Raw genomic sequence first — 26832 nt, 5'->3', positions numbered from 1 at the left:
GAGCCCGGCCGAGAAATCAGGCGTCGTATCCCAGGTTCGGCCGCAGCCACTTCTCCGCCTGCGCCACCGGCACGCCGCGGCGGGCGGCGAAGTCCTCGACTTGATCCTTGCCGATGCGGGCGACGCCGAAATAGGACGCCTGCGGATGGGCGAAGTAGTAGCCCGACACGGCGGCGGTGGGCAGCATGGCGAAACCGTCGGTCAGGCTCATGCCGGCGTTCTGTCCGGCGTTCAGCAGCCGGAACAGCTCGGGCTTCTGCGAGTGGTCGGGGCAGGCGGGATAGCCCGGCGCCGGACGGATGCCGTGGTACTTCTCGTGGATCAGCTCGTCGTTGCTCAGGCTCTCGTCCTGGGCGTAGCCCCAGAACTCCTTGCGCACGCGCTCGTGCAGGCGTTCGGCGAAGGCCTCGGCCAGGCGGTCGGCCAGCGCCTTGAGCAGGATGCTCGAATAGTCGTCGTGCGCCGCCTTGAAGCGCTGCAGATGCGCCTCGATGCCGTGGCCCGCCGTCACCGCGAAGGCGCCGAGATAGTCTTCGTCGGGCGAGACGAAGTCGGCCAGGCACATGTTGGCGCGTCCCTCGCGCTTGTCGATCTGCTGGCGCAGGAAGAACAGGCGCGACAGCTCCTTGGCACGCGCCTCATCTTCGTACAGCACCACGTCATCGCCCTCGCGCCGGCACGGCCAGAAGCCGATCGCGCCTTTGGCCACCAGCCACTTCTCAGCGACGATGCGGTCGAGCATGCGGCGCGCATCGTCATAGAGTTGGCGCGCGCTCTCGCCGACGACGGGATCTTCGAGGATCTTGGGATAGTTGCCGGCCAGTTCCCACGAGCGGAAGAACGGCGTCCAGTCGATGCGCTCGATGAGATCCTCGAGCGGATAGTCACTGAAGGCGTTGGTGCCGATGAAGCTCGGTCGGGGCGTCTTGTGGCCGTTCCACTCGATCTTCAGGCCGTTGGCACGCGCAGCGGCCAGCGTTGCCAGCTTGTCCTTCTGTCCGCCGGCGCGCTGGCGCCGGATCTCCTCGTACTCGGCCGCAACCTGGGCCGTGAAATCGCTGGCCTGCGTGTCGGAGGCCAAAGTGGTGCAGACGCCGACGGCGCGCGAGGCGTCGAGCACATGCACGGTGGGGCCGTGATACTTCGGCGCGATGCGCAGCGCCGTGTGGACCCGCGATGTCGTGGCGCCGCCGATCAGCAGCGGGATCTTGAAGCCCGACCGCGTCATCTCCTCGGCCACCGTCACCATCTCGTCGAGCGACGGCGTGATCAGGCCCGATAGGCCAATGAAGTTGGCGTCGTTCTCGTTGGCCGCCTTCAGGATGTCCTGCACCGGCACCATCACGCCGAGATCGACGACCTCGAAGTTGTTGCACTGCAGGACGACGCCGACGATGTTCTTGCCGATGTCGTGCACGTCACCCTTGACCGTGGCCATCACGATCTTGCCTTTGGGCTTCGACTTCTCGGTCTTCTCGGCTTCGATGAACGGGATGAGATGGGCCACCGCCTTCTTCATCACGCGCGCCGACTTCACGACCTGCGGCAGGAACATCTTGCCGGCGCCGAACAGGTCGCCGACCACGTTCATGCCCGCCATCAGCGGCCCTTCGATCACCTCGATCGGCCGCCGGGCCGACTTGCGCGCCTCCTCAGTGTCGTCGACCACCCATTGGTCGATACCCTTGACCAGCGCGTGCTCCAGTCGCTTGGCGACGCCCCACGAGCGCCATTCGGCCTCGACGGTCTCAGCGACGGCGCCTTCCTTCTTGTAGCGCGGCGCCAGCTCCAGCATGCGCTCGGTCGAGTCGGGCCGGCGGTTGAGGATCACGTCCTCGCAGGCATCGCGCAGTTCGGCCGGGATCTGGTCATAGACGTCGAGCTGGCCGGCGTTGACGATGCCCATGTCCATGCCGGCCTGGATGGCATGGTACAGGAACACCGAGTGCATGGCGCGACGCACCGGCTCGTTGCCGCGGAACGAGAAGGAGAGATTGGAGACGCCGCCCGAGATCTTGGCGTGCGGGCACTCGGCCTTGATGCGCCGCACCGCTTCGATGAAGTCGACGCCGTAGTTGTTGTGCTCCTCGATGCCGGTGGCGACGGCGAAGATGTTGGGATCGAAGATGATGTCTTCGGCCGGGAAGCCAACCTTGTTCACCAGCACGTCGTAGGCGCGTTTGCAGATCGCGACCTTGCGCTCGATGCTGTCGGCCTGGCCCTTCTCGTCGAACGCCATGATGACGGCGGCGGCGCCGTAGCGGCGCACCTTGCGGGCATGGGCGATGAACGGCGCCTCGCCTTCCTTGAGGCTGATCGAGTTCACGATCGCCTTGCCGGCGACGCACTTCAGGCCGGCCTCGATCACGCTCCACTTGGAGCTGTCGATCATGATCGGCACGCGGGCGATGTCGGGCTCGGCGGCAATCAGCTTGAGGAACGTGTCCATCGCCTTCTCGGCGTCGAGCAGGCCCTCGTCCATGTTGACGTCGATGATCTGCGCGCCGGCTTCGACCTGCTGGCGCGCCACGTCGACCGCGGCCGTATAGTCACCAGCCAGGATCAGGTTCTTGAACTTGGCCGATCCGGTGACGTTGGTGCGTTCGCCGATATTGATGAACGTCGCTACACGCTGTGACATCAGAAGAAACTCGCGGCTTCCATGCCCGACAGGCGCAGCGCGGGCGGCAGAACGGTGGGGGTACGCGGCGCAATGCCCTTCACGGCCTGGGCGATGGCGCGGATGTGGTCGGGCGTGGTGCCGCAGCAGCCGCCCACGATGTTGAGCCAGCCGCTCTCGGCCCAGCCGCGCACCAGGCGTCCTGTCGTCTCGGGCGCCTCGTCATAGGCGCCCATCTCGTTGGGCAGCCCGGCGTTGGGGTAGACGCACAGCAAGGTGTCGACCTGGGCATTCAGCACGCCGACATAGGGATGCAGCTCGGTGGCGCCGAACGAGCAGTTCATGCCCATGGTCAGCGGCCGGATGTGGCGCACCGAATGCCAGAACGCCTCGACGGTCTGGCCCGAGATGTTGCGGCCGGCGAGGTCGGTCAGGGTCATGGAGACCATGACCGGCAGTTCCTCGCCGCGCTCTTCCGCCGCTTCGTCGGCGGCCACGATCGCAGCCTTGGCGTTGAGGGTGTCGAACACCGTCTCGATCAGGATGAAGTCGACGCCACCGTCGAGCAGACCATCGATCTGTTCGCGGTAGATGGTCTTCACCTCGTCGAAGCTGACGGCGCGGTAGCCCGGGTTGTTGACGTCGGGCGATACGGACAGCGTCTTGTTGGTCGGCCCCAGGGCGCCCACGACGAAGCGCGGTTTGTCCGGCGTCTTGGCGCTCCAGCGATCGGCCGCCGCGCGCGTGAGCCGCGCCGCGGCGAGATTGATCTCGCGCACCATGGACTGGATGCCGTAGTCCGCCTGGCTGATGGCGTTGGCGTTGAAGGTGTTGGTGGCCACGATGTCGGCGCCGGCCGCGAGATAGGCCTCGCAGATCTCGCCGATGACGTCGGGCCGCGTGAGGTTCAGCAGATCGTTGTTGCCCTTCTGGTCCTGATTGAACGTCTGGCCGCCGCGGAAGCCCGCTTCGTCCAGACCGTAGTTCTGCACCATCGAGCCATAAGGGCCGTCCTTCACCAGGATCCGCTCGCGCGCCAGCCGGCGCAGCAGGTCAGCCTTCTCGTCGCGTCGCATCACGATCACTCCGCGCGGGGCCGCGCCTGTGGCCGCACGCCCAGCAGATGGCAGAGCGCGTAGGTCAGGTCGGCCCGGTTCAGGGTATAGAAATGGAAGGCCGAAACGCCCTCCGACTCCAGCTTGCGGCAGAGGTCGCCCGCCACCGTGGCGGCGATCATGCGGCGCGTTTCGAGATCGTCGTCCAATCCCTCGAACAGCGCGGCGAGCCAGCCCGGTACCTTGGCGCCGCACATGCCGGCCATGCGGGTGATGCCCGCGAAGTTGGAGACCGGCATGATGCCGGGCACGATCGGCACCTGCACGCCGACGGCCGTGGCGCGGTCGCGGAAACGCAGGAAGTCCTCGACGTCGAAGAAGAACTGCGTGATGCAGCGATCGGCGCCGGCGTCGACCTTGCGCTTGAGATTGTCGAGGTCGGTGATGTCATCCGCCGAATCAGGATGGCATTCGGGATAACCCGCGACGCTGATCTGGAAATCGCCGATCCGCTTCAGGCCGGCAACCAGCGCGGCGGCGTTGGCATAGCCGCCGGGATGCGCGACATACTTGCCACCGCTCTCGCGCGGCGGATCACCGCGCAGCGCCACGATATGGCGGATGCCGGCGTCCCAGTAGGCGCGCGCGACGTCATCGATCTCGCCACAGGTGGCGGCAACGCAGGTCAGATGCGCCGCGGGTTCGATGCCGGTCTCGCGCTTGATGCGCACCACGGTCTCGTGCGTGCGCTGGCGCGTCGAGCCGCCGGCGCCGTAGGTGACAGACATGAAGGCCGGCTGCAGCGGCGCCAGCCGCTCGATGGAGTTCCACAGGGTCTCGGCCATCGTGTCGGTGCGCGGCGGCGAGAACTCGAAGGATACCACCAGCTTGGATGGCTTGCGCGCCGGGAACTCGCTGGTCGGCACTGACGTGGAAAGGGGACCGGTGTCGGGACTCATCGCACTCCTGTCGGCGTCGTGACGCGCGTCAGCTCAAGGTGTCGTGGTTGGGCTTGCTGCCGTCCGACAGCGACGGCTGTTCGCGCCGCTCCGGGCGGCGTGCACGCCAGATGCCGACCATCAGCCGGCGGCCGGGCAAGTGGGTCGGTGGCTCGCTCAACAGGCCGGCGGCCGTCAGCCAGCCTCTGACCTGGTTGTCGGCGAAACCCAGGTGGACATGGGCATGCTCTCGGCGCAGTTCGACGAGATCGTGCGGGGCGAAGTCGACCACCAGCATCGTGCCGCCCGGCTTCAGCACGCGCGCCGCCTCGCGCAGCACGGCGGCCGGATCCTCGGCGTAGTGCAGCACCTGATGGATGGTGACGACGTCGACGGACAGCGACGGGAACGGCAGGGCATACATGTCGGCCTGCCGGATCTCGACGTTGCCGTTGCCGATGCGCGCCAGGTTGTTGCGGGCCACGGCCAGCATCTCGCGCGACTGGTCAATGCCGACGGCGTGCTCCACGTGCGGCGCCAGCACCTCGAGGATGCGGCCGGTGCCGGTGCCGATATCCAGCAGCGACTCGGTGTCTTCAGGCAGCTGTGCCAGCAGCGCCGCCTCGATCTCGGTGTCGGCGACATGCAGGGCACGCAGTTGATCCCAGCGCTGGGCGTTCTGCCGGAAATAGGCGATGGCGCGGTTCTCGCGCCGGCGCTTGAGATCGGTCAGGCGCGCCTGATCGGCGGCCAGCAGGTCATTATCGGTCGGCAAGCGGGCGATGACCTCGCGCACCAGGGATTGGCTCGACCCCAGGTCGCGCACCAGCCGGAAATAGGCCCACTGGCCCTCGCGGATGCGCTCCATCAGTCCGGCTTCGACCAGGAGCTTGAGGTGGCGCGACACGCGCGGTTGCGACTGGCCGAGGATGTCGACGAACTCGCTGACCGTGAGCTGGTCGCGGGCTGCCAGCGCCAGGATCCGCAGCCGCGTCTCCTCGGCGACCGTCCGCAGAACTGAGAGCAAATCATCCATACATACATATAAGGATATTTTTATGCGTTTGTCTAGCTGCCGGATGTATCGCGACAAGTGGCGGAACTTTCGAAGAACTTTTTGCCGTCAATGGCACAAAATCTGGGCGACATTTCCATGACGGTGTCATGGAAGGCTCAGAGGGCGCGTGCTATAAACCCGCTCAGATCAAGGTTTTCGGCGGCCACCGGGGTTGAACGTCGCAGTCAGTGGTCGCTCTCTTACTTTTGCATTGAGATTTAAGGGTTCACCTCGCCATACTGCCTCGCTGGCGTAGGCGGCTTAACGGGATGTCCATGATGCTTCGGGGTTGGGTTTCGGGCGCGTGCCGCACCATCGCAGTCCTCGCCGTGGCGGGGAGCTTGGTCGGCGGTTGCGCGACTCGTGAGGAAGGGGAGGTCTGGGATCCCCTTGAGACGCCGAACCGCTTCATGTTCGCCCTGAACAAGACCCTGGATACGTTCATCCTGCGGCCGCTGGCGGTGACGTACCGCGACCTGACGCCGCCGGGCGTGCAGCGTGGTACCCGCAACCTGCTCAACAACCTCGGCGAGCCGGTGACGGCGTTCAACGAACTGGCCCAGGGCGAGGGGACCCGCTCGGCCCAGACGGTGGCGCGCTTTCTGATCAATTCCACCATCGGCGTGCTGGGCCTCTTCGACGTTGCCAAGAACATGGGCCTGCCGGGCACCAAGGAAGATTTTGGCCAGACGCTGGGCGTGTGGGCCAAGGCGCCGCCGGAAGATGGCGGCCCGTACCTGGTGCTGCCGCTCGCCGGGCCCTCCAACGCACGTGACGCGGTGGGACTGCTGGTCGATTACCTGGTGGATCCGTTCCGGTTCGCCGCGGCGGAACTCAATGTCGACTATCTGCTCTACGTTCGCGGCGGCCTGGAGGCGGCGGACGCCCGCTCGCGTACGCTGCAGGCGCTGGACGATATCGAAAAGAACTCGGTCGACTTCTACAGCGCTATTCGCAGCGCCTATACGCAGCATCGCGCCGCCCAGATCCGCCAGCGTGGTGTCGTCTCGACCGCAGCGCTCCCGCTCGATGTCGCCGGGCGCGCTGAAATCGGTCTGGCGCGTTAATCCGCTTTTTATTCGGGAGGCCTGCCGTGTCGATACCGACGCTGTCGCGTCGCTTTGTCCTGGGTGCCGCCTGCGGCTTGGTTGCCGGCGCGGGCTTTGCCGCGGCACCGGCCGCCGCGCAGGATGCAGCGGCACTGATCAACAATATCGCCAACCGGCTGCTGACGCTGTTGAAGTCGGGCGTGTCGGACGCCGAGCGCGAGCGCGAGATGTCGACCATGCTGCGCCAGAGCTTCGACCTGCCGGCGATCGGCCGCACCGTGCTGGGACGGCACTGGAATGCCGCGACCCCCCAGCAGCAGCAGCGCTTTTTGGCGGCTTTCGAGCGCTCGGAGGTCAGGGCCTATTCCAGCCGCTTCCGTGAGTACTCAGGCCAGTCGCTGGTGGTGGGCAAGGTGACGCACCAGCCGCCCAAGGATCTGGTGAACAGCCAGATCGTGCAGCCCAACGGCGGACCGGCCATCCGGCTGGTCTGGGAGGTCGTGAACGGCAAGATTGTCGACGTCACCATCGAAGGCGTCAGCATGGCCATCACGCGCCGTTCCGATTTCAACGGCTACATTCAGCGCAACGGCCTTGATGCGCTGATTGCCGAGCTGGAGCGGCGTGCGAGCGCCTGAACGGGTGTCGCCCGAGTCTTTCTTGTTTGAGGGGCTACAAAAACTCGTGTGACGCGGGCTTGCAGTTGTTCGCATTCAAGGTAAGGCTTGCTGTCCAAGCGTACCCATTGCGGCGGGTCATCGGAGGAAGTGATGGATCACAGTGCGATTACCAAAATCGCTGCCGTGGACCCGGTCTGGGCGTCTGTCCGTGCGGCAGCGGAAGATCTGGCGCGGACGGAGCCGGGCCTGGGTGGCCTGCTGCACGCCGCCGTCCTCAACCAGCCGCGTTTCGAAGCAGCGCTCAGCTATCACCTTGCCCGCACGCTGGGCACGCCCGAAACGCCGGCGATGCTCATTCGCCAGACATTCGATGAGGCATTCTCGGCCGACCCCGAGATCGGCGTGGCGGCACGGGCCGACATCGTTGCGGTGAACGAGCGCGATCCGGCCTGCACCTCGCATCTCGATCCGTTCCTGTGGTTCAAGGGCTTCCATGCGCTGCAGACGCATCGTGCCGCCCACTGGCTGTGGAAGCGTGGCCGCAAGGGCATGGCGTTCTTCCTGCAGAGCCGGGCCAGCTCCCTGTTCGGCGTCGACATCAACCCGGCGGCCCGCATCGGCAAGGGCATCATGATCGACCATGCCACCGGCGTGGTGATCGGCGAGACCGCGGTGGTCGAGGACGGCGTGTCGATGCTGCACGGCGTCACCCTGGGCGGCACCGGCAAGGAGCGCGGCGATCGCCATCCCAAGATCCGTCGCGGCGTGCTGCTGGGCGCCAACGCCACGGTGCTGGGCAACATCGAGGTCGGTGCCTGCGCCAAGATCGCCGCCGGCAGCGTCGTGCTCGAGCCGGTGCCGGCGGGCTGCACCGCCGCCGGCGTGCCGGCGCGCATCATCGGTTGCGTCGATGTGCCGGAGCCGGCGCTGGAGATGGACCAGCGGATCTGACCGGCATTCCGCGTAAGCGCGTCGCCGTCATCCTGGTCACCGTCATCCTGAGCGTAGCGAAGGATCTTGCGGTGTTCGCATCAAACATAACCGGCGCTGGTGATCACCAGCGCCGGTATCTTTTGAATGATCTACCGCGGGGTCCTTCGCTCCGCTCAGGACGACGGCGACCTCAGTACCCGACCTTGAACGTCTTCGACCAGTAGTCCTTGACCTGGGTCGCTAGGCTTGGCGGCAGCGGCACGTAGCCGAGATCGGCGGCGTGCTTGGCGCCGTGATCCAACGTCCAGCGGAAGAAGTCGAGCGTAGCGCGCGGGTTCTGCAGCCATGTCGGCTGCTTGTGCATCAGCACGAACACCGTCGCAGCGATCGGATAGGCGTCGGTGCCGGGCGCATCGGTGAGCAGCAGGTGGAAGTCGCTGGTCTTGCTCCAGTCGGCGCGCGCGGCGGCCGCCTGGAAGCTCTGGGTATCCGGTTTGACGAACGTGCCGGCGCTGTTCTGGATCAGCGCGGTGGTGAGCTTGGCCTGGACGGCCTGCGTGTATTCGACGTAGCCGATGGCGTTGTTGGTCCTCTTCACCGCCTGCGCGACGCCCTCGTTGCCCTTGGCGCCCGTACCGGTCGGCCACTTCAACACGGTGTCGACACCCATCGCCTGGCGCCATGGCGGGCTTACCTTGGCGAGATAGTCGGCGAGGTTGAATGTCGTACCGGAGCCTTCGGCGCGGTGGATCACCGCGATCTTGGCATCGGGCAGCTTGAGGTCGGGGTTGACCGCCTTGATCGCCGGGTCCGACCACGTCGTGACCTTGCCCATGAAGATGTCGGCCAGCAGCGGTCCGGTGAACTTGATCTGGCCAGGGCCGATACCCTCGACATTGACCGCGACCACCACGCCGCCGATCACGATGGGAAACTGGCCGAGCCCCAGTTTGGCGAGCTCATCCGATTTCAAGGGTGCGTCGGAGGCACCGAAGTCGACGGCACGGTCCTTGACCCGCATCGTGCCGGCCAATGAGCCGCTGGGCTCATAGTCGAGGATCGAGCCGCTCTGCGGGTCCTCGAGACCGGAATTGGTGGTCGGGAAGTCGCCGCTGCCGCCCTGACGATAGGCGCGTGACCATTTGGTGAGAACCGGATGGGCGAAGGTCGAGCCGGCGCCCGTGATCGTCGTAACCTCCTGGGCGCTGGCGGCACCCATCCAGGCGGCGACACAAAGCGCGGCAAAGCCGAGCACGGCCGAGCGTTTCACGATACATCCCCCAACGTGACTGCGCGTCCATTGGTAGGATCAGACAATGACAGTGCAGTGACGGCCTGCCATCGACGGAACGAGCCCGTCAGGGTCGCATGAAGCCCATGGCCTCGTCGTCATCGAGGTTCTCGGCCGTGGCCACCAGTTCGGCGGCGATGTCGTCCAGCGGCCGGCCCTCCTGCTTGAAAATGCGAACCGCCTCGGCCAGCAGATTGCGGGCAACGACATCGGCCGAAATGGATTGCGAGGCTGCCTCCGCCAGGGCGGCGTCGACATGCTTGGCGATCAAGGCATAGGCACTCATCGGCAATCCTTTCTGACCGGTCGCGGCCGTCCGGCCTACGACGCCGCGGGTGCCTGCGCCGGCGGTGCGGCCTGCTCGAAGGTCGGGATCAGCAGCGCCTTTTCGGCCATCAGGCGGTCGATGTCGGCCTGCGTGTAGCCGTGCGCTTTGAGCACGTCGGGTCCGTCGATGCCCAGCCGTGGCGCATGACGGCGGAAGCTGGTCGGCGTCGCCGAGAAGTCGAGCGGGCTGGCCATGGTCGTGATGCGACCTTCCGTCGGATGCTCGCGCTCGCTGAAAAAGCCGGTCGCTACCAGGTGTGGATCGCGCGGGATATCCTCCAGGGTGCGCACCGGCATCGCCGGGATGTCGGCCTTGTCGAACAGGTCGAGCCATTCCTCGGTGGTGCGGTTCAGCAGCAGGGTATCGAGCACCTGGTAGAGTTCCGAGTAGTGCCGCGCCCGCGTCGGGCCGTCGCTGAAGCGCGGGTCCTTGGCAATGTCGGGGCGCTCGGCCAATTCGAAGAACTTCAGCCAGTGCCGGTCGGTGTAGGGCAGGGCGCAGATATAGCCGTCCCTGGTTTTGAACGGATGGCGGTATTTGTTGATGATGCGGTCGTAGCCCATGGCGCCCGTGGGCGGATCGAACGTCTCGCCGAACAGATGCTCGGTCATCCAGAACGAGACCAGGGTCTCGAACATCGGCACCTCGATCATCTGGCCCTCGCCGGTGCGCTGGCGATGGAACAGCGCGGCCAGCACGGCCATGGCCAGGTGCAGGCCGGTGGTCTTGTCGGCGATCAGGCTGGGCATGAAACGCGGCGGCCCGCCATCGACGCGCGATTGCAGGGACGCAGCGCCGCTGGCGCCCTGGACCAGGTCGTCGAAGGCCGGCTTGTGGCCGTAGGGCCCGCTGCGCTTGTAGCCCAGCGCATAGGCATAGACGATGTCGGGCTTGATCTTCTTCAGATCGTCGTATCCCAGCCCCAGCCGTTCGATCGCCTGCGGGCGGCTGTTGTGGATGAAGATGTCGGCGTCCTTCACCAGGCGCTTCACCACCGCGACGGCGGCGGGCTTCTTCAGGTCCAGGCACACCGAGCGCTTGTTGCGACCGGCCGCGACGTAGATCGGTCCCATCTTGGGCGACGGCCCGCGGCCGGAATTGCGCAGCAGGTCGCCTTCCGGTGGTTCGATCTTGATGACGTCGGCGCCCATGTCGGCCATGTGCTGCGTGGCAAATGGCCCCAGCAGCACCGCTGTCAGGTCGACGATCTTCACACCCTCCAGAGCGCCCGGCATGCCTGTTTCCTCACCGCTGTCGTCGCCAATGACTTTGTCTGTCCGCCAATCCTAGCGGACCGTCGCACCCGACTGTCTTGGAGATGTCGTAACCCTGTCATGTTGGCCGGGCAACAATCACGCAAGTTGTCTGGGGTCGTCAGGTTCGGGTCGATGCCGACCCGTGCGCTGTTGCGGCGTTGCTGCCGGAATTGTGCACGGTGTTTCCCGAGCGGCCGTGTCGTGCCGCGAAGGACGTGTGTTCCGCATCCCGAACGCGCTGACGTTCGCCCAGGCTCGTTTGGGGGCTTCGTGCGATGCAGGCTGACATCTTCAAGGACATTCTCGTGCCGGTGGTCGGCGGGCTGGGCATCTTCATGCTCGGCCTGGAGTTCATGAGCAACGGCATCCAGGCGCTCGCCGTCAACAAGATGCGGGCATTCCTGGCCAAGGTCGCCGGCACGCCGGTTACGGGCTTGGCCGCCGGCACGGTCATCACCGGCGTCATCCAGTCCAGTACCGCCATGACGGTCATGACCGTGGGCCTGGTCAATGCCGGCGTGCTCGGGTTGCGGCCGGCGATCAGCGTCATCATGGGCGCCAACATCGGCACCACCTTGGGCAATGGCCTGATCGCGCTGCCGCTGGGGCCGCTGGGTCTGATTCTGGGCGGTATCTTCGCGCTCATCTACGTGTTCGCCAAGGACGACAAGGTTCGCAACATCGCGCTCGCGTGCATGGGCTTCTCGCTGATCTTCTACGGCCTGAACCTGATGACCGGCGGCCTGCGGCCGCTGCGCGGCATGCCCGAGGTGATGCAGCTGCTGGCCAGCCTGAAGGCCGACAACTACGTCGCGCTGATCTACTGCGTGGTGATCGCAGCCTTGATCACCGCCATGATCCACTCCTCGTCGGCAACCATCGGCATCGTCATGGGCCTGGGCTCGGCCGGTGTGCTCGACTGGCAGACGGCCGTGGCGTTTTCGCTGGGCGCCGATCTGGGCACCACCATCACCTCGTGGATGGCATCGCTCAATCTGTCGAAAAACGCCAAGCGCGCCGCCTACGCCCATATCTCGTTCAACATCATCGGCGTGGCGGTGATGATCCCGCTGTTCTTCGTGTCCATGAACCTGCTGGTCTGGGTCATGGGCTGGTTCGGCGGCGATCCGGGGACACCCGAGATCGTGAACGGCAAGGAAACCTTCCCGCTGGTGCCGGTCGCGGTCGGCCTCTACTCGACGGCTTTCAACATCTTCAACACTGCGCTGTTGTTCCCGTTCACCGAGGTCTTCTATCGCGTCCTGTCCCGTGTCGGGCACAACGTGGCCGACGACAAGGAGGACTACTCGGTCCCGCGCTACCTCGATCCGCGCCACGGCAAGGACCTGACCAAGGGCGTGCCGGCGGTGCAGAAGGAGACCGTGCGCTACCTCGATGCGGCCAAGGAATTCCTGGCGATCGCGCGCGGCGCCGAGAACGCCCCGGACGATGCGCAGGAGCATTACGCGGCCATCGATACGCTGAGCCGGGACATCCGGCAGTACACTGCCGCGATGTTCGATCCCGACATGCCCTACGCCAAGGCCAACCTGCTGGCGAGCCTGATCGAGGAGGAGGACTTCACCGCCAGTCTCGGCGAGACGCTGTACCAGGTCGGCCGGCGCGTCGAACGCCAGATCTTCGGTGACATCGGCCGCGAACTGGTCAATGCCACGATCGATCAGATCGCCGAGGCGATGCGGGCGATCGCACCGGAGGACGCCAACGCCTCGCCGGTATCGGCTTTGGCCGAGCCGCGCCTGCCCGGTCTCGAGGCGCTGCGCGAGCGGTGCCTGAAACTGGGTGCCGAATTACCCTGGGTCGAGCGTGGCGCCATCCTGGCGCTGCTGGGCAGCGCCGAGCGGGCATTCTACCTGATCGAGCGCATCGATGCCGAGCGCCGCTCGGTGGCCCGCGTCGTCGAACCCGAGTCGGCGGCCGCCAGGGATTTGCCCGCCGGTCCCGCGCAGGCTGCGCCGCTGCCAGCGTGATCTCCTCTCCCGCAGGCGGGAGAGGAAGGGGCCCATCGTGCGTAGCACGATGGGAAGGTGAGGGGCCAAGGACACGACGCTTCGTGTGTAGTCCCTCACCCGCCGGACGCATCGCGTCCGTCGACCTCTCCCGCCTGCGGGAGAGGTTCATCAATACGACTTCGGCAGCCCCAGCACCTTCTCGGCGATGTAGCAGAGGATCAGCTGCGGGCTGACCGGCGCGATGCGCGCGATCATGACCTCGCGCAGGTAGCGCTCGACGTGGAACTCCTTGGTATAGCCGTAGCCGCCGTGGGTCATGATGGCGCGCTGGCAGGCTTCGAAGGCGGCCTCGGCGCCGAGATACTTGGCGGCGTTGGCCTCGGCACCGCACTCCTGGCCGTTGTCGTAGAGCCAGGCGGCCTTGAAGGCCATCAGGTCGGCGGCCTCCAGCTGCATCCAGCTTTCGGCCAGCGGATGCTGGATCGCCTGGTTCTTGCCAATGGGGCGGCCGAACACGACGCGTTCCTTGGCGTATTGCGTCGCGCGCTTCAACGCCGCGCGGCCGATGCCGATGGCCTCGGCCGCGATCAGGATGCGCTCGGGATTGAGGCCGTGCAGCAGGTACTGGAAGCCTTTGCCTTCCTCGCCGATGCGGTCCTCCAGCGGCACCTTCAGCCCGTCGATGAACACCTGGTTGGTGTCGACCGCCTTGCGGCCCATCTTGTCGATCTCGCGCACCTCGATCTTGGAGCGGTCGAAGTCGGTGTAGAACAGCGACAGTCCGTCGGTCGGCCGCTTGCACTGGTCGCGCGGCGTGGTGCGGGCGATCAGCAGCATCTTGTCGGCGATCTGCGCCGTGGTGATGAACACCTTCTTGCCGTAGACCACATAGCCGTTGCCGTCACGCTCGGCGCGCGTCTCCAGCGCCGTGGTGTTCAGCCCGGCGTTGGGCTCGGTGACCGCGAAGCAGCCCTTGACCTTGCCCTGGATGATGTCGGGCAGAATGCGCTTCTTCTGCTCCTCGGTGCCGAACACGACGATGGGGTTGGGCCCGAAGATGTTGAGGTGGATCGCCGAGGCGCCCTGCAGGGCGGCACCCGATTCGGCCACGGTCTGCATCATCACCGCGGCCTCGGTGACGCCCAGCCCGGCGCCGCCGTATTCCTCCGGCATGGCGATGCCCAGCCAGCCGGCTTCCGCCATGGCGGCATAGAAGTCGTTGGGGAACCCGCCTTCCTTGTCCTTCTTCAGCCAGTAGGAATCGTCGAACTGCGTGCACAGCTTCGCCACGCTGTCGCGGATCGCCTGTTGCTGCTCGCTGAAGCCGAATTGCATGGTCTTTCCTCGTTGCTGTGATGCTGCGCCATTCAGGCGTCGTAGGCCGCGGCGATCGCGGCGGTGTCGGTGTACTCGCGAAAGCGGCTGATGACGCCGTCGCGAACGGTGTGGACCTGGATCCAGTCGACGTCCCAGGCGCGTCGCGTCGCCCGTACCCGGAAATGCTCGCGGCCGAACACGACGACGGTGTCGCCATCGGCGATCATCCGCTCGACATCGAACGCCAGCACGTCGACGCTATTGGCGATCGTCGCCAGGAACGCCGCGACGGCCGCGCGGCCCTGGTGAGCGCCGGCGAACGGGATGGTCGGCGGACCTGTGAATTGCCAGTCGACGTCGTCGGCCACCGTCGCCAGCACGCCGGGGCGATCGCGCCGGCCGAGGGCGTCGTAGTGGGCGCGCACCACGTCGATGGCCTCGCGCGTCATTTGTTCTGCCGCAGCCACGACACCATGACCGGGTTGAACGTGTCGGGGTGCTCGACGTTGGGCAGGTGGCGGGCGTCCTTGATCTCCTCGTAGCGGCCGCCCGGGATCTTGGATGCGATCAGCTTGTTGGCGTCCGGCGGCGTGCCGGGGTCCTGGTCACCGCAGACGACAAGGGTCGGCACCTTGATGGAGTGCAGCTGGTTCTCGAAGTTGAAGTTCTGGATCGCGGCGGCGCAGCCCAGGAAGCCCTGCGCCGTCGTGCCCACGATGGTGTCGCGGATCTGCGTCCAGCGCGCCGGGTTGCGGTTCTTGAAGGCCGGCGTGAACCAGCGGTCCATGGTGCCGTCGGCGATCGTGGCCAGGCCGTTGGCCAGCCGCACCGCCGCCTTGCGCTCCTCCCACGAGGCCTCCGAGCCGGGCGGCGTGCCGGGCAGGGTGTCGCACAGCATCGCCGACAGCAGCCGGGTGCCGTGGTCCAGCAGCAGGGCCTGGCCGATCATGCCGCCGATCGACAGGCCGATGTAATGCACCTTGTCGATGCCCAACGTGTCGAGCGCCTTGATCACGTCGCCGGCCAGGATCGACATCGTGTAGTCGCCGGCCACCGGGTCGCTGCCGCCGTGGCCGCGCATGTCCAGCCGCAGCACGCGGAAGCCGGCGCCCAGCAGGATCGGCACCTGCTCCTGCCACATGCCGCCGTCCGACGACAGCGAATGGGTGAAGCACACGACCGGCGCCTGATCGGGGCCGACGATATCGTAGTAGACGCGGTGTCCGTCGATTGCCAGGAGCATGGATAGCCTCCGTTCCCTTTGTCATGCCGAGCGTAGCGCGGAATCTTTTCTCAGTAAGAACGCCTGCCGCAGAAGGTCCCTCGTGCCGCTCGGGATGACGGTCGCTTGCGCGACCGTCACATCGCGCTGATGCCGCCGTCGACCACCACTTCCGAACCGGTCATGAAGCTCGATTCGTCGGAGGCGAGGAACACGATCGGCCAGCCGACTTCCTCGGGCCGGCCCAGCCGTCCGATCGGCACCTGGCGGCCGAGCTTCTGTTGCATGACCTCGTCGCCGAAGCGCGTGCGGTAGCGGTCGAGGATCGGCGTGTCGATGAAGGTCGGGTGCACCGAATTGCAGCGGATGTTGTAGCCCGATTTGGCGCAATGTAGCGCCACCGACTTCGACAACAACCGCACGCCGGCCTTGGCCGAGTTGTAGGCCGCCATGTTGGCGCCGGCGATGATGCCCGAGATCGACGAGATGTTGATGATCGAGCCGCCCAGCGCCCCGGTATGCTTCTTGATCTCGCGCACGCCGTGCTTGCAGCCCAGGAACACGCCGTCCAGATCGATCGCGTGCACGCGGCGCCACTCCTCGAGCTCGATATCCTCCACGGTCTTGCCCAGCCCGATACCGGCCGAATTCACCAGCACGTGCAGGGCGCCGAACGTGGCGACCGCCGCGGCGATCGCTGCCTGCCATTGCGCTTCGCTGGTCACATCAAGCAGCACGAACGATGCGGCGCTGCCGATCTTGCCGGCCACGGCCTTGCCTTTGTCGGCCTGGATGTCGGCGATCACGACCTTGGCGCCTTCCTGCGCCATCAGGATCGCCGCGCATTCACCCAGTCCCGATGCGCCGCCCGTGATCAGCGCCACCTTGCCGTTCAACCGCCCGCTCATCCGTCACTATCCTCCGATCCGTCCGTCGATGGTGCGCCGCTTACCGGCGGCTTACCGGCACCGTTTCTGCACTTCTGCCATGACCTCGCGCTGCTTCGCCTCCGAATTGCCCAGCAGGATCTTGTCGGCAGCCGGCATGGGTTTGACGACGTCAAGCGCGCAGGTGCAGTAACGCTGCACCAGGGCTTCGGCGTCGGGTCCGGTCTTGCCCTGCTGCGTCAAGGCGCCACGCGCCGATTTCAGGCAGTTATCAAGGAAGCTTTCGTTGAAGGACTGGTCGAACGCCGGCCCGGCCTCCTGGACCACCATGCGATAGACCAAGAAGGCAATGACCAGCACGGCGGCGATGCCGCCGGCGACGATGGCCGCGATCTTGCCCCTGCTCATTGCTCCCCATCCCCTCGAAACCGGTTCACAAGAGGCATTTAAGGCGATTTCACGGGCCGGGAAAAGGCGATGCAAGAGCGCGGTGGTTACGTTGCCATCGCAGCGCGGCTCCGCTAGAGAAGCGGCCCGATTGCCCCCGAAATTTCGCGCAGCAGGAATCCATCATGGCCGCGTACCAGTACATCTATGTGATGAAGGGTCTGTCCAAGACCTGGCCTGGCGGCAAGCAGGTCTTGAAGGACATCTGGCTCAGCTTCCTGCCGGGCGCCAAGATCGGTGTGCTGGGCCTCAATGGCGCCGGCAAATCGACCCTGCTGCGCATCATGGCCGGCCAGGACGACAATTTCACCGGCGAGGCGTGGGCGGCCGACGGCGTCAAGGTCGGCTACCTGGCCCAGGAGCCGCAACTCGACCCGTCGAAGGATGCCCTGGGCAACGTGATGGATGGCGTCGGTGAAGCGGCACAGTTGGTGCAGCGCTTCGAGGAAGTGTCGAACCAGCTGGGTGAGGTCAGCGATCCCGATGAGATGGAGAAGCTGATCGCCGAACAGGCCGAACTGCAGGAGAAGATCGACGCCGCCGATGCCTGGGATATCCAGCGCACCGTCGAGATCGCCATGGACGCGCTGCGCTGCCCGCCGGGCGATGCCGATGTGTCCAAGCTGTCGGGCGGCGAGCGCCGCCGCGTGGCGCTCTGTCGCGTGCTGCTCAGCAAGCCCGACATGCTGCTGCTGGACGAGCCCACCAACCACCTCGACGCCGAGTCGGTGGCGTGGCTGGAGCGCTACCTCAAGGAGTTCCCCGGCACCGTCGTGGCGATCACCCACGATCGCTACTTCCTCGACAACGTCGCGGGCTGGATCCTCGAGCTTGACCGTGGCCAGGGCATTCCATGGGAGGGCAACTACTCCTCGTGGCTGCAGCAGAAGGAACAGCGGCTGGTGCAGGAAGAGAGGTCGGCCGACGCCCGCCGGCGCACTCTGCAGCGCGAACTGGAATGGATGGGCCAGAGCCCGGCGGCGCGGCGCAGCAAGAGCAAGGCGCGTATCGCCGCCTACGAGCAGATGCTGGCCGAGGGCGAGAAGCAGAACCTCGAGAAGGCGCAGATCGTCATCCCGGCCGGGCCGCGGTTGGGCGATCTCGTGATCCAGGCCGATCACGTCGCCAAGGGCTTCGGCGATCGCCTGCTGATGGACAACCTCAACTTCAAGCTGCCGGCCGGCGGCATCGTCGGCATCATCGGCCCCAACGGCGCCGGCAAGACCACGCTGTTCCGCATGATCACCGGCCAGGACAAGGCCGACACCGGCACGTTCACCGTCGGCTCGACGGTGAAGCTGGGCTATGTCGATCAGTCGCGCGATACGCTCGATCCCAACAAGAGCGTGTGGGAGGAGATCTCCGACGGGCTCGACGTTCTGCAGATCGGCAAGCGCGAGATGCCCAGCCGCGCCTACTGCGGCGGCTTCAACTTCAAGGGCGCCGACCAGCAGAAGAAGGTCGGCCAGTTGTCGGGCGGCGAGCGCAACCGCGTGCATCTGGCCAAGATGCTCAAGAGCGGCGCCAACGTCCTGCTGCTCGACGAGCCGACCAACGACCTCGACGTCGACACCTTGCGGGCGCTGGAAGAGGCGCTGGGTGATTTCGCCGGCTGCGCCGTCATCATCAGCCACGATCGCTGGTTCCTCGATCGCATCGCCACCCACATCCTCGCCTTCGAGGGCGACAGTGAGGTCGTGTGGTTCGAGGGCAACTTCCAGGACTACGAGGAAGACAAGCGCCGTCGCCTGGGCGCCGACGCCACTGAGCCGCATCGCATCAGGTACAAGCCGCTGACACGCGGCTAACGCGCCGTCTGTCATCCCGCGCCAGCGCGCGGGATGACAGACGGCCCAGACTTTGTTGCAATCGGAAATGTTACGTTATAACATTCTATAATTCGCGATCGGAAAGGTGCGTTGGGGAGTTCGGGAATGCGTTGTCGGTTCAACCGCTCGCGAAGACGGCTGTACTGGTCTCTGCTGGCAGTGGCGCCGATGATGTCGGGCGAGGGGCAGGCCCAGGAATCCCAGGAGCTGCCCGCGGTCGTCGTCAGCGCCACGACGACCGAACGCAAGCTGCGCGACGCGCCGGCGACAGTTACCGTGGTGACGCGCGATCAGCTGAGCCGGCGACCGGTCCAGGATCTGTCGGATGCTCTGCGCGGCACGCCGGGAATCACCATCGGCGGTATCGGCCTCAACCGGCGCGGCATCAGCATCCGCGGCATGCCGAGCGAACACACGCTGATCCTGGTCGATGGCAAGCGCGTCAACACCGCGGGCAGCGCCATCGCCCATGCCGACTACGACCTGAACTGGATTCCGGTCGAGGCCATCGAGCGCATCGAGGTGGTGCGCGGTCCGATGTCCTCGCTCTACGGCTCCGAAGCGCTGGGTGGAGTCATCAACGTCATCACGCGACGCGCCACGGATGCCTGGCACGGCGGTTTCTCCGGCACCGGTGGCCTGCAGCAGCGTCGCGGCGGCGATACGTATCAGTTCGGCGGCTATGCCGGCGGTCCGCTGGTGCCCGGTCGTCTCGCGCTCAGCCTCTATGGCGAGGCCAGCGGTCGCCAGCTGGCCCCCGATCCCACCGAGCCGCGCCGGTCGGAACTCGAGAAGCGCGACAGCGCCGCCGGCAAGGCGGTTCTGACATGGACGCCCGATCAGGCGCAGCGCATCGACCTCAGCTACGGCTATGGCGTCGATCGGCGCCTGTACAAGCTGTTGTCGGAGGGCCCCGCGCCGTCGTTCTACAAGACGACCGATGATGTCGAGCGCCAGCAGTTCTCGCTGACCCATCAAGGAGACTGGGGTTGGGGCAGCAGCACGCTGCGTGCCTATCGATCGACCCTCTATCGCGAGAGCCGGCGCTCGCAGGGGACACCGTCGGGGCCACACCGGCTGACCGACGACATTGTCGATGGCCATCTGACGTTCGGTGCGTTCGGCTTCAATCGCATCACGCTGGGCGGTGAATGGCGCGAGGAGCGCCTGAAGGACAGCACGGTCAACCGCCGCGGCCGGGCGCAGGCGACGCACCAGGCGCTCTTCCTGCAGGACGAGATCACGCTGGGCGCCGACTGGTCGCTGGTGATCGGCAATCGGCTCGATCATCACGATGCATTCGGCTGGCAGAACAGTCCGCGCGCCTATCTGGTGCATCACTGGAATGACGCGCTGACATTTCGGGTCGGCGTCGGTCGCGGCTTCAAGGCGCCGACCCTGAAGCAGCTGTCGCCGGAGTACCGCGCCGTGGCGGCGGCCGGCCGCTTCACCATCGTGGGCAACCCCGATCTGCGGCCGGAGATCAACACATCCTACGAGTTCGGTGCCGACTACCAGGCGGCGTCATGGTCGTTGCGCGCCACGGTGTTTCAGAACGACCTGAAGAACCTGATCCAGACCGCGTGCGTACGCTTCTGCGGTATCCGCGGTCGCGAGATTCGCACGTACGAGAATGTCGAGAAGGCGCGCATTCGCGGTGTCGAGATCGCCGGTGGCGTGGCGCTGCCCTGGCAGCTGCGCCTGGATGCGAACTACACGTTTCTCGACACCAAGAACCGCACGACGGGCCAGGAATTGCCGGAGCGCCCGCGGCACAGCGGCAACGTCACGCTGGGCTGGACGCCGCGCGAAGGCACGACCGTGCAACTGCGCGGTGACTATGTCGGGCGGCAGATCGTGTATCCGACCGCGACCGGCGGCCGGCGTCTGCCGGGCTATACGCTGTGGTCGATCGACCTCAGTCATCGACTGACCGACACGGTCACCATGCGCGCCGGCGTCCAGAACATCGCCAACGAACGCCTCGCCGAAAAATCGTCGTTGTTCACCTATGCCGAGCCGGGTCGCCTCTACTGGGTCGGCCTCAACTACAGGTTCTGACATGCCCACGATCGCGCGCGTGATGGCCTTGGTGTGCGCTCTCTTCTCGGCGAGCACTGCGCAGGCCGAGCCGGTGGTGCGCATCGTCACCAACGACTTCGTGCTGCCGGCCAAGTTCGCCAGGCTCGCCGCATGGGGACGTGAGGCCGGTGTGATGGTCGAGCCCGTCTACATCGACGCCGCGCCGGGCGACCCGGCTGCCTGGATTGCCGGCGCCAACCTCGTGATCCTCGACACGCCGCGGCCGAACGACCTGGCAGCCGTACAGGCGCGCCTGGGCACGGCCCTGACTCAGAGCACCATCCCCTGGATCCGCATCGGCGGCGGTCCCCCGGCCTTCGATCGCATCGCGCCTGAGCACGCGCAGCGCCTCGTCGCGTACTACGCCAACGGCGGCGAGGCCAACCTGCGTCGGCTGGTCGGCTACATCAAGCAATGGCAGGCCGGCGGCGACGTTGCGTCGGTGGCACCACCGGCGGTCCTGCCCAAGGCCGGTTTCTATCACCCCCGGGCGCCACAGCCGTTTGCGCAGGTCGAGACCTATCTGGCCTGGGGGGCTGATCGCTGGCGGCCGGATGCGCCGCGCATTGCGTTCGCCGTTCATGCCAGCGCACTGGCCAACATGCAGACCCGCGTCATCGATGCGCTGGTGGCGGCCAGCGAAGCGCGCGGTCTGGTGCCGCTGGTGTTCTGGTTCGAGGCGGCCGATCCGCGCGCGTTGCAGAGCACGCTGGGGTCCGCCAGTCCCGACGTGCTGGTCAACCTGCAGCACATGTTGAACGGCCCGGTGCGCCTGGCCGAGTTCCAGGCGCTCGACCGGCCGGTGCTGCAGACCATCACCTTCCGCGAAGGTGATCCGGCAGCGTGGCGCCGGGCCACCAGCGGTGTGCCGCCGCACATCGTGGCGCCGTTCCTCAGCCTGCCCGAGAGCTGGGGTGTCAGCGATCCGCTGGTGATCGATGCCGTGGAGAATGGCGAGCCGACGCCGCTGCCCGAGCAGGTCGCTGCGCTGCTCGACAAGGCCGCCGCGCTTGCCGCCCTGCGGCGCACGCCGGTGGCGGACAAGCGCCTGGCGTTGATGTTCTGGAACTACCCGATCGGCGAAAAGAACCTGTCGGCCTCGCACCTCAATGTGCCGCGCAGCCTCGAGCGGATCAGTAAGGCGTTGTCAGCGGCCGGCTATGACGTGACGCCGGCTGACGAACGGCAGCTGATCGACGCCGGACAGTCGATGCTGGCGGCGTTCTATCGGCCCGAGGTACTCGAGAAACTGCTGGCCGATGGGTTGGCGGAAGCTGTCCCGGTGGCGCGCTATCGCGCCTGGTTCGACGGGTTGCCCGAGACGGTGCGTGTCGCGCTCGTCGAGCGCTGGGGGCAACCCGAGGCGCATGCGGCGGTGCGGCAGGTCGATGGCCAGGCGCAGTTCATCGTTCCGCGTCTGCGGCTGGGCAAGCTTGTCGTGATGCCGCAGCCGCCGCGCGGCGGCGATTCCGCCAAGGCGTATCACGACACGCGCACGCCGCCGGATCATCTCTATCTGGCGGCCTACCTGTATGTCCGCCAGGTGCAGGGCGCGCACGCGCTAATCCATCTGGGCACGCACGGCACGCAGGAATGGACGCCGGGCAAGGATCGCGGCCTGGCGGCCAGCGACTTTCCGTTTCTCGCCGTGGGCGACCTGCCGGTTTTCTACCCCTACATCCAGGACAATATCGGCGAAGCCATCCAGGCCCGGCGGCGCGGGCGTGCCGTCGTCGTGAGCCATCAGACGCCCGCCTTCGCGCCAGCTGGCCTCTATGACGAACTGCGCGACCTGCATGTGCTGATCCACGATTACCTTCAGCTTGCCGAAGGACCGGCCCGTGATCGCACCGCGACGCAGATCCGCGCGGCGGTGCTGAAAGGCAACCTGCAGCGCGATCTCGGCTGGGACGAGGCCGCCATGACGCGCGACCCTGACGGCTTCGTCGGTGCCTTGCACGATCATCTGCATCAACTGGCGCGCCACGCGCTGCCGCTGGGGTTGCATACGTTCGGCGACCCCGCGGCGCCGGAGCATCGTCTGGCCACGGTGATGCAGCAACTGGGCGAGTCGTACTACCGGCGGCTGGGCCTGGATTCGCAGGAGGTCTTCGCCGAGGATTTTGCGGCGCTGCAGGACAGCGAGCCCTATCGCTATCTGCGACGCTATCTGCGCGAGGGCGTACCGATGGCGGACGTGGACGCCGGCATGCGGCAGGTGCTGGCGCGTGCCGTCGCGCTCGACCGGCACCTCGGCGACCCGCAGGAGATCGAGGCGCTGCTGGCCGGCCTCTCCGGCGGGTTCGTGGCGCCAGGGCCGGGCGGCGATCCGATACGCAACCCCGATGTGCCCAGCGGTCGCAACCTCTTCGCCTTCGAACCCGACAAGATTCCGACCCGCGCTGCCTACGACACCGGGCACGAGGCCTTGCAGAAGCTTCTCGATGCCTATCGTCTGCAGCATGACGGCAAGCCTCCCGAGAAGCTCGCCTTCTCACTGTGGTCGTCGGAGGCGTTGCGCCATCTTGGCGTGCTGGAAAGCCAGGTGCTGCACGCGCTGGGCCTGCGGCCGGTGTGGAACAGCGGTGGGCGGGTCGTCGCGCTCGACATCATTCCCGCGTCCGAACTGGGACGGTCGCGCATCGATGTCGTGCTGCAGGTCACCAGCGTCTACCGCGATCAGTTCGACGGCTTCATGCGACTGCTGGCCGACGCGATCGAGCGTCTGGCCATGCTCGACGAGCCCGGCAATGCAGTGGCGCACAACACGCGACAGATCATGCAGCAGCTGCAGGCGCGCGGTGTCGCGCCGCAACGCGCGCAGCAGCTGGCGAGCCTGCGGCTGTTCAGCAATGAACCGGGCGACTATGGCAGCGGCCTGCCGGACGCGACCTTGCGCTCCGCGTCATGGGACAGCGACGCGCCGTTGGCTGAGCGTTTCCTGGCGCGCCTGCAGTATGCCTACGGCAAGCGCGACTGGGGCGTGCGGCTGGATGACGGCAACCTGTTCGCCCTGCAGCTGCATGGCGTGCAGGCGGCTGTCCTGGCACGCTCGTCGCGGCTGCACGGCATGCTCTCGACCGACCATCCGTTCGAGTATCTCGGCGGCCTGTCGCTGGCCGTGCGCCATCTGACGGGCAATGCGCCCGACCTGTACGTCGCTGACCTGCGCGACGCCAAGGCGCGGATGACTCCGGCAGCGCGCCTGCTGGCCGACGAACTGCGGGCGCGATACCTCAACCCGCACTGGATCGGCGCGATGAAGCGCGAAGGCTATGCCGGCACCGTCGAAATTCTGAAGATCGTGAACAATGTCTGGGGCTGGCAGGTGACGGCGCCGGATACGGTGCGGGCCGACCAGTGGCAGGCCATTCACGACACGTTCGTGCGCGACCAGCGCAAGCTGGATCTGAACGGCTGGTTCGCACAGCACAATCCGACGGCCCAGGCGCAGGTCGTCGAACGCCTCGTCGAAGCGATTCGCGAAGGCTACTGGGATGCGAGCGAACAGACGCGGCGCGAACTTGTCGAGCGCTGGCAGCAACTGGCGCGCGATCATGGCGTCGATATCGGCGCCGAGGCCACGCGCGCCTTCGTGACGCAGGCTGCGGCGGGCTTCGGCCTGTCGGCGACAGCAGCGCCGGCGCAGTCCGCTGTGCCGCCCGCCGGACGTGCGCCCGAGCCGGTGCAAGGTCAGGTCCTGGCACCTGTGCCGCGGCAAACCACCGAGCCATCGGCGTGGCTGGCCTGGCTCTGCCTGTCGGCGCTGTGCACCTGTTTCCTGGTCGGCATGGCGTGGCAGGCCCGCAGCAACGCAGGCGCGCGAGAGGGAGTGTCATGACAGCCTTGGAATCGAGTCTCTATGAGGTCACCCGCCTGTTCCTGTTGCCGGTGCTCGTCCTGGTTCTGGTGGCTTTGGTCTACGTCTTTGTCGCGCTGGGTGCTTTCGCCATGGAGGCCTGGCAACGCTGGCGCGGCGTTCATCGCTCCCGTCTGGCGGCGCATCACCGCCAGACCAATTGCAATTCCGACGACCTGGAGATCTGGATCCTGAAGCGCCTGGAGTGGCTGCGCGTGGTTGCCCGCAGCACGCCGATGCTGGGTCTGGTGGCGACGATGATTCCCATGGGCCCGGCGCTGCTGGCGCTGACGAACAACGATGCCAAGGCGATGGGCGAGAACCTGGTGGTGGCGTTCTCGTCGGTCATCCTGGCGCTGATCAGCGCCAGTCTCGCCTTCTTCATGCTCACCGTCCGCCGCCGCTGGCTGCTTCAGGAACTGCGCGCCATCGAACGCGCGCGGGAGACATCGTGATGCGGTTCCTGGCCGATGATGATGCCGACGATCCGGTCCTCTCCGTCGTCAACCTGATCGACCTCTTTCTGGTCGTGATTGCCATCCTGATGGTCGCCATCGTGAACAACCCCCTCAACCCGTTCAGCGCCAGCAAGGTGGTGACGGTCGAGAACCCGGGCGCGCCGGATATGCGCATCACGGTCAAGGACGGCAAGGAACTGACGCGCTACCAATCCAGTGGCCAGATCGGCGAAGGGCAGGGTGTGCGGGTCGGCATCACGTACCGCCTGCCCGACGGCCGCCTGATCTATGTTCCGGGTGCCGACGGCCGATAGCAGCCGGCGTGCGGGCTACACCAGCGGCAGGTCGGGCCGTCCATCGGCGTCGAGGTCGAATGTGTGCCACCAGCTGCGGCGCACGCCGGCCAAGGTCGAGAGCATCATGTTGCGCGTCGGCGCCAGCGTGCAGAGCGTGCCGAAGCTGAGATCGCGCAGCCAACCCAGCGGCATCAGGTGCGACTGATAGAAGGGGGTCAGCAGATGGCTGGCCTGACGGTAGAAGCGCGTCGGACCCTGGCGGGCGGCTTCAGCCATGGCAAGGCCGCTCGCGATGTCGTTGGTTTGCGCCAACGCGCTCGCCAGCGTGGCCGCATCGAGCAGCGCCATGTTGGCGCCCTGGCCCAGCTGGGGAGATGTGCCGTGCGCGCAGTCGCCGAGAAAGGCGACCCGATCACGCGACCAGCGCGGCATGGCGACGTGGCGGTAGGTGGCGCCCGCAACCTGCTCCATGTCGCGCAGGTCGGCCAGGGGCTCGGCGAGATCGGGCCAGTGGCGCCCGATATTGGCCTTCAGCGCCGCGATGCCGGCCGTGCGCGCCGCATCGATATGGCGTGCCGGCAGGCTCCAGAACACGGTGATGCAGGGTGTGCCGGCGGGATCATCCGGTCGGCGACCGACCGGCAATGCGCCGACCATCACGCGGCTGTCCGCAAAGCGCTGGTGCAGCACTCCGGCGAATCGCGCCTGCGGATCGGGCAAGGTCACCCATAGGCAGCCCCAGGGATAGACCGGCGCGCGATGTGGGATGCCGAACTGCGTGCGCAATGCGGAGTGCGCACCGTCCGCCACCAGCGCCAGGTCGACCGACACCGGCGCGGTACGGTTGGTGAAGCGCAGCGTCGCCTGCGTGGCCGTCGTTGCGATGGCGGCCACCTCGGACGCCGTTACCAGCGTCGCGGGCGAGCGCTTCAGGCGGTCGAACAGCAGGCGAAACAGCGCACCGCGATGAATGCCCAGTCCGTGCAGCCGCGCATCGAGATCGCTGTAGGCCAGGTGCAATACCTGGCGGCCCCGCGTGGTGCGCCCGTCGATGCCGGCGATCCGCGCGCCCGCCTCGAGCGCCGCGGTTTCGATGCCCAGCCGGTGCAGGACCTTCAGTCCGGTCGGCTGCAACAACAGGCCGGCGCCCAGCGGGCGCGGCTCCGCGAAGCGCTCATAGACCGTGACGTCATGGCCGGCCTCTGCCAGCAGGGTGGCGACGGCCATGCCGCCGACACCGCAGCCGACCACGGCGATGCGATAGGCAGTCACGGTGCGGCGCTGCGCGCAGGCCGATCGTGTGAGACGTACCGAG

General features: G+C 66.6%; 20 protein-coding genes and 1 pseudogene. 9 read left to right on the top strand and 12 right to left on the bottom strand.

What is annotated here, in order from left to right:
• Positions 1 to 16: 16 nt before the first annotated feature.
• From metH to FQU96_RS25720, 3 genes and pseudogenes are all read right to left on the bottom strand, one after another.
• Positions 17 to 3696, bottom strand: a pseudogene (metH, locus tag FQU96_RS25735) (methionine synthase).
• A gap of 5 nt (positions 3697 to 3701) precedes the next feature.
• Positions 3702 to 4634, bottom strand: coding sequence for a methylenetetrahydrofolate reductase [NAD(P)H] (gene metF, locus FQU96_RS25725; RefSeq protein WP_146544223.1), 933 nt, complete (start codon positions 4632 to 4634; stop codon positions 3702 to 3704).
• A gap of 28 nt (positions 4635 to 4662) precedes the next feature.
• Positions 4663 to 5649, bottom strand: a complete 987-nt coding sequence (locus FQU96_RS25720) for a metalloregulator ArsR/SmtB family transcription factor (protein WP_146544222.1) — start codon at positions 5647 to 5649, stop codon at positions 4663 to 4665.
• Between the two features lie 290 nt (positions 5650 to 5939).
• Between FQU96_RS25720 and FQU96_RS25715 the strand changes: the two genes are divergently transcribed.
• From FQU96_RS25715 to cysE, 3 genes are all read left to right on the top strand, one after another.
• Positions 5940 to 6737: a VacJ family lipoprotein gene (locus FQU96_RS25715; RefSeq protein WP_146544221.1), complete on the top strand. Its 798-nt coding sequence runs from the start codon at positions 5940 to 5942 to the stop codon at positions 6735 to 6737.
• 26 nt (positions 6738 to 6763) lie between these two features.
• Positions 6764 to 7357 (top strand): phospholipid-binding protein MlaC, encoded by a 594-nt coding sequence (locus FQU96_RS25710; protein ID WP_178130701.1) that lies wholly within the window; start codon positions 6764 to 6766, stop codon positions 7355 to 7357.
• 132 nt (positions 7358 to 7489) lie between these two features.
• A complete protein-coding gene (gene cysE / locus FQU96_RS25705; protein ID WP_146544219.1) occupies positions 7490 to 8290 on the top strand; it encodes a serine O-acetyltransferase in 801 nt (266 codons plus the stop codon).
• A 172-nt stretch (positions 8291 to 8462) separates the two neighbouring features.
• Here the strand turns inward: cysE and pstS are convergent, their stop codons facing one another.
• From pstS to FQU96_RS25690, 3 genes are all read right to left on the bottom strand, one after another.
• Positions 8463 to 9542, bottom strand: coding sequence for a phosphate ABC transporter substrate-binding protein PstS (gene pstS, locus FQU96_RS25700; RefSeq protein ID WP_255468535.1), 1080 nt, complete (start codon positions 9540 to 9542; stop codon positions 8463 to 8465).
• 88 nt (positions 9543 to 9630) lie between these two features.
• Positions 9631 to 9849 (bottom strand): hypothetical protein, encoded by a 219-nt coding sequence (locus FQU96_RS25695; protein ID WP_146544218.1) that lies wholly within the window; start codon positions 9847 to 9849, stop codon positions 9631 to 9633.
• A 35-nt stretch (positions 9850 to 9884) separates the two neighbouring features.
• Positions 9885 to 11126, bottom strand: a complete 1242-nt coding sequence (locus FQU96_RS25690; protein ID WP_146544217.1) for a CaiB/BaiF CoA-transferase family protein — start codon at positions 11124 to 11126, stop codon at positions 9885 to 9887.
• Between the two features lie 296 nt (positions 11127 to 11422).
• On the opposite strand from FQU96_RS25690, the gene FQU96_RS25685 reads away from it, so the two are divergent.
• Entirely contained in the window at positions 11423 to 13138 is a 1716-nt protein-coding gene (locus FQU96_RS25685) for a Na/Pi cotransporter family protein (protein ID WP_146544216.1), read from the top strand.
• A 150-nt stretch (positions 13139 to 13288) separates the two neighbouring features.
• Here FQU96_RS25685 and FQU96_RS25680 read toward each other — a convergent pair whose 3' ends face one another.
• The 5 genes from FQU96_RS25680 to FQU96_RS25660 form a co-directional block, all read right to left on the bottom strand.
• Positions 13289 to 14455 carry an acyl-CoA dehydrogenase family protein gene (locus FQU96_RS25680; RefSeq protein ID WP_146544215.1) on the bottom strand — a complete coding sequence of 389 codons (1167 nt, stop codon included), beginning with the start codon at positions 14453 to 14455 and terminating at the stop codon, positions 13289 to 13291.
• A 32-nt stretch (positions 14456 to 14487) separates the two neighbouring features.
• Complete coding sequence (locus FQU96_RS25675; RefSeq protein WP_146544214.1) at positions 14488 to 14886, bottom strand: nuclear transport factor 2 family protein; 399 nt, start codon at positions 14884 to 14886, stop codon at positions 14488 to 14490.
• Positions 14883 to 15680 carry an alpha/beta fold hydrolase gene (locus tag FQU96_RS25670; protein ID WP_146544213.1) on the bottom strand — a complete coding sequence of 266 codons (798 nt, stop codon included), beginning with the start codon at positions 15678 to 15680 and terminating at the stop codon, positions 14883 to 14885. The genes FQU96_RS25675 and FQU96_RS25670 overlap by 4 nt, the downstream gene beginning before the upstream one ends.
• 116 nt (positions 15681 to 15796) lie before the next feature.
• A complete protein-coding gene (locus FQU96_RS25665) occupies positions 15797 to 16567 on the bottom strand; it encodes a glucose 1-dehydrogenase (protein WP_146544212.1) in 771 nt (256 codons plus the stop codon).
• A 51-nt stretch (positions 16568 to 16618) separates the two neighbouring features.
• Complete coding sequence (locus FQU96_RS25660) at positions 16619 to 16954, bottom strand: hypothetical protein (RefSeq protein ID WP_146544211.1); 336 nt, start codon at positions 16952 to 16954, stop codon at positions 16619 to 16621.
• A 164-nt stretch (positions 16955 to 17118) separates the two neighbouring features.
• Here FQU96_RS25660 and ettA point away from each other — a divergent pair, with 164 nt between their 5' ends.
• From ettA to FQU96_RS25635, 5 genes are all read left to right on the top strand, one after another.
• The gene (ettA, locus tag FQU96_RS25655; protein WP_146544210.1) at positions 17119 to 18801 is read left to right on the top strand and encodes an energy-dependent translational throttle protein EttA; all 1683 of its coding nucleotides are present in this window, start codon (positions 17119 to 17121) and stop codon (positions 18799 to 18801) included.
• 126 nt (positions 18802 to 18927) lie between these two features.
• On the top strand, positions 18928 to 20883 hold the full coding sequence (locus tag FQU96_RS25650; RefSeq protein WP_146544209.1) for a TonB-dependent receptor domain-containing protein: 1956 nt from the start codon (positions 18928 to 18930) through the stop codon (positions 20881 to 20883).
• Between the two features lies 1 nt (position 20884).
• Positions 20885 to 24745 (top strand): cobaltochelatase subunit CobN, encoded by a 3861-nt coding sequence (cobN, locus tag FQU96_RS25645; RefSeq protein WP_146544208.1) that lies wholly within the window; start codon positions 20885 to 20887, stop codon positions 24743 to 24745.
• Complete coding sequence (locus FQU96_RS25640; RefSeq protein ID WP_146544207.1) at positions 24742 to 25218, top strand: MotA/TolQ/ExbB proton channel family protein; 477 nt, start codon at positions 24742 to 24744, stop codon at positions 25216 to 25218. The genes cobN and FQU96_RS25640 overlap by 4 nt, the downstream gene beginning before the upstream one ends.
• Positions 25218 to 25535, top strand: a complete 318-nt coding sequence (locus tag FQU96_RS25635) for a DUF2149 domain-containing protein (RefSeq protein WP_146544350.1) — start codon at positions 25218 to 25220, stop codon at positions 25533 to 25535. Before FQU96_RS25640 ends, FQU96_RS25635 begins: the two co-directional genes overlap by 1 nt.
• A gap of 15 nt (positions 25536 to 25550) precedes the next feature.
• On the opposite strand, the gene FQU96_RS25630 is transcribed toward FQU96_RS25635, so the two are convergent.
• Positions 25551 to 26789 (bottom strand): NAD(P)/FAD-dependent oxidoreductase, encoded by a 1239-nt coding sequence (locus FQU96_RS25630; protein WP_146544206.1) that lies wholly within the window; start codon positions 26787 to 26789, stop codon positions 25551 to 25553.
• Positions 26790 to 26832 lie beyond the last annotated feature (43 nt).

The sequence above is a fragment of the Reyranella sp. CPCC 100927 genome (genome assembly GCF_007859315.1).
GTDB lineage: Bacteria > Pseudomonadota > Alphaproteobacteria > Reyranellales > Reyranellaceae > Vineibacter.
The sequence above is the reverse complement of the archived record's forward strand: the minus strand, read 5'-3'. Positions and strand labels throughout refer to the sequence as shown.

Excerpts from the sequence above, each read along its gene's own strand:
- FQU96_RS25685 (WP_146544216.1), top strand. The coding sequence starts at position 11,423 with ATGCAGGCTGACATCTTCAAGGACATTCTCGTGCCGGTGGTCGGCGGG.
- FQU96_RS25675 (WP_146544214.1), bottom strand. The coding sequence starts at position 14,886 with ATGACGCGCGAGGCCATCGACGTGGTGCGCGCCCACTACGACGCCCTC.
- FQU96_RS25640 (WP_146544207.1), top strand. The coding sequence starts at position 24,742 with ATGACAGCCTTGGAATCGAGTCTCTATGAGGTCACCCGCCTGTTCCTG.
- FQU96_RS25670 (WP_146544213.1), bottom strand. The coding sequence starts at position 15,680 with ATGCTCCTGGCAATCGACGGACACCGCGTCTACTACGATATCGTCGGC.
- FQU96_RS25715 (WP_146544221.1), top strand. The coding sequence starts at position 5,940 with ATGTCCATGATGCTTCGGGGTTGGGTTTCGGGCGCGTGCCGCACCATC.
- cobN (WP_146544208.1), top strand. The coding sequence starts at position 20,885 with ATGCCCACGATCGCGCGCGTGATGGCCTTGGTGTGCGCTCTCTTCTCG.
- FQU96_RS25695 (WP_146544218.1), bottom strand. The coding sequence starts at position 9,849 with ATGAGTGCCTATGCCTTGATCGCCAAGCATGTCGACGCCGCCCTGGCG.
- metF (WP_146544223.1), bottom strand. The coding sequence starts at position 4,634 with ATGAGTCCCGACACCGGTCCCCTTTCCACGTCAGTGCCGACCAGCGAG.
- cysE (WP_146544219.1), top strand. The coding sequence starts at position 7,490 with ATGGATCACAGTGCGATTACCAAAATCGCTGCCGTGGACCCGGTCTGG.
- FQU96_RS25680 (WP_146544215.1), bottom strand. The coding sequence starts at position 14,455 with ATGCAATTCGGCTTCAGCGAGCAGCAACAGGCGATCCGCGACAGCGTG.
- FQU96_RS25635 (WP_146544350.1), top strand. The coding sequence starts at position 25,218 with ATGCGGTTCCTGGCCGATGATGATGCCGACGATCCGGTCCTCTCCGTC.
- FQU96_RS25690 (WP_146544217.1), bottom strand. The coding sequence starts at position 11,126 with ATGCCGGGCGCTCTGGAGGGTGTGAAGATCGTCGACCTGACAGCGGTG.
- FQU96_RS25650 (WP_146544209.1), top strand. The coding sequence starts at position 18,928 with ATGCGTTGTCGGTTCAACCGCTCGCGAAGACGGCTGTACTGGTCTCTG.
- FQU96_RS25665 (WP_146544212.1), bottom strand. The coding sequence starts at position 16,567 with ATGAGCGGGCGGTTGAACGGCAAGGTGGCGCTGATCACGGGCGGCGCA.
- FQU96_RS25720 (WP_146544222.1), bottom strand. The coding sequence starts at position 5,649 with ATGGATGATTTGCTCTCAGTTCTGCGGACGGTCGCCGAGGAGACGCGG.
- FQU96_RS25660 (WP_146544211.1), bottom strand. The coding sequence starts at position 16,954 with ATGAGCAGGGGCAAGATCGCGGCCATCGTCGCCGGCGGCATCGCCGCC.
- ettA (WP_146544210.1), top strand. The coding sequence starts at position 17,119 with ATGGCCGCGTACCAGTACATCTATGTGATGAAGGGTCTGTCCAAGACC.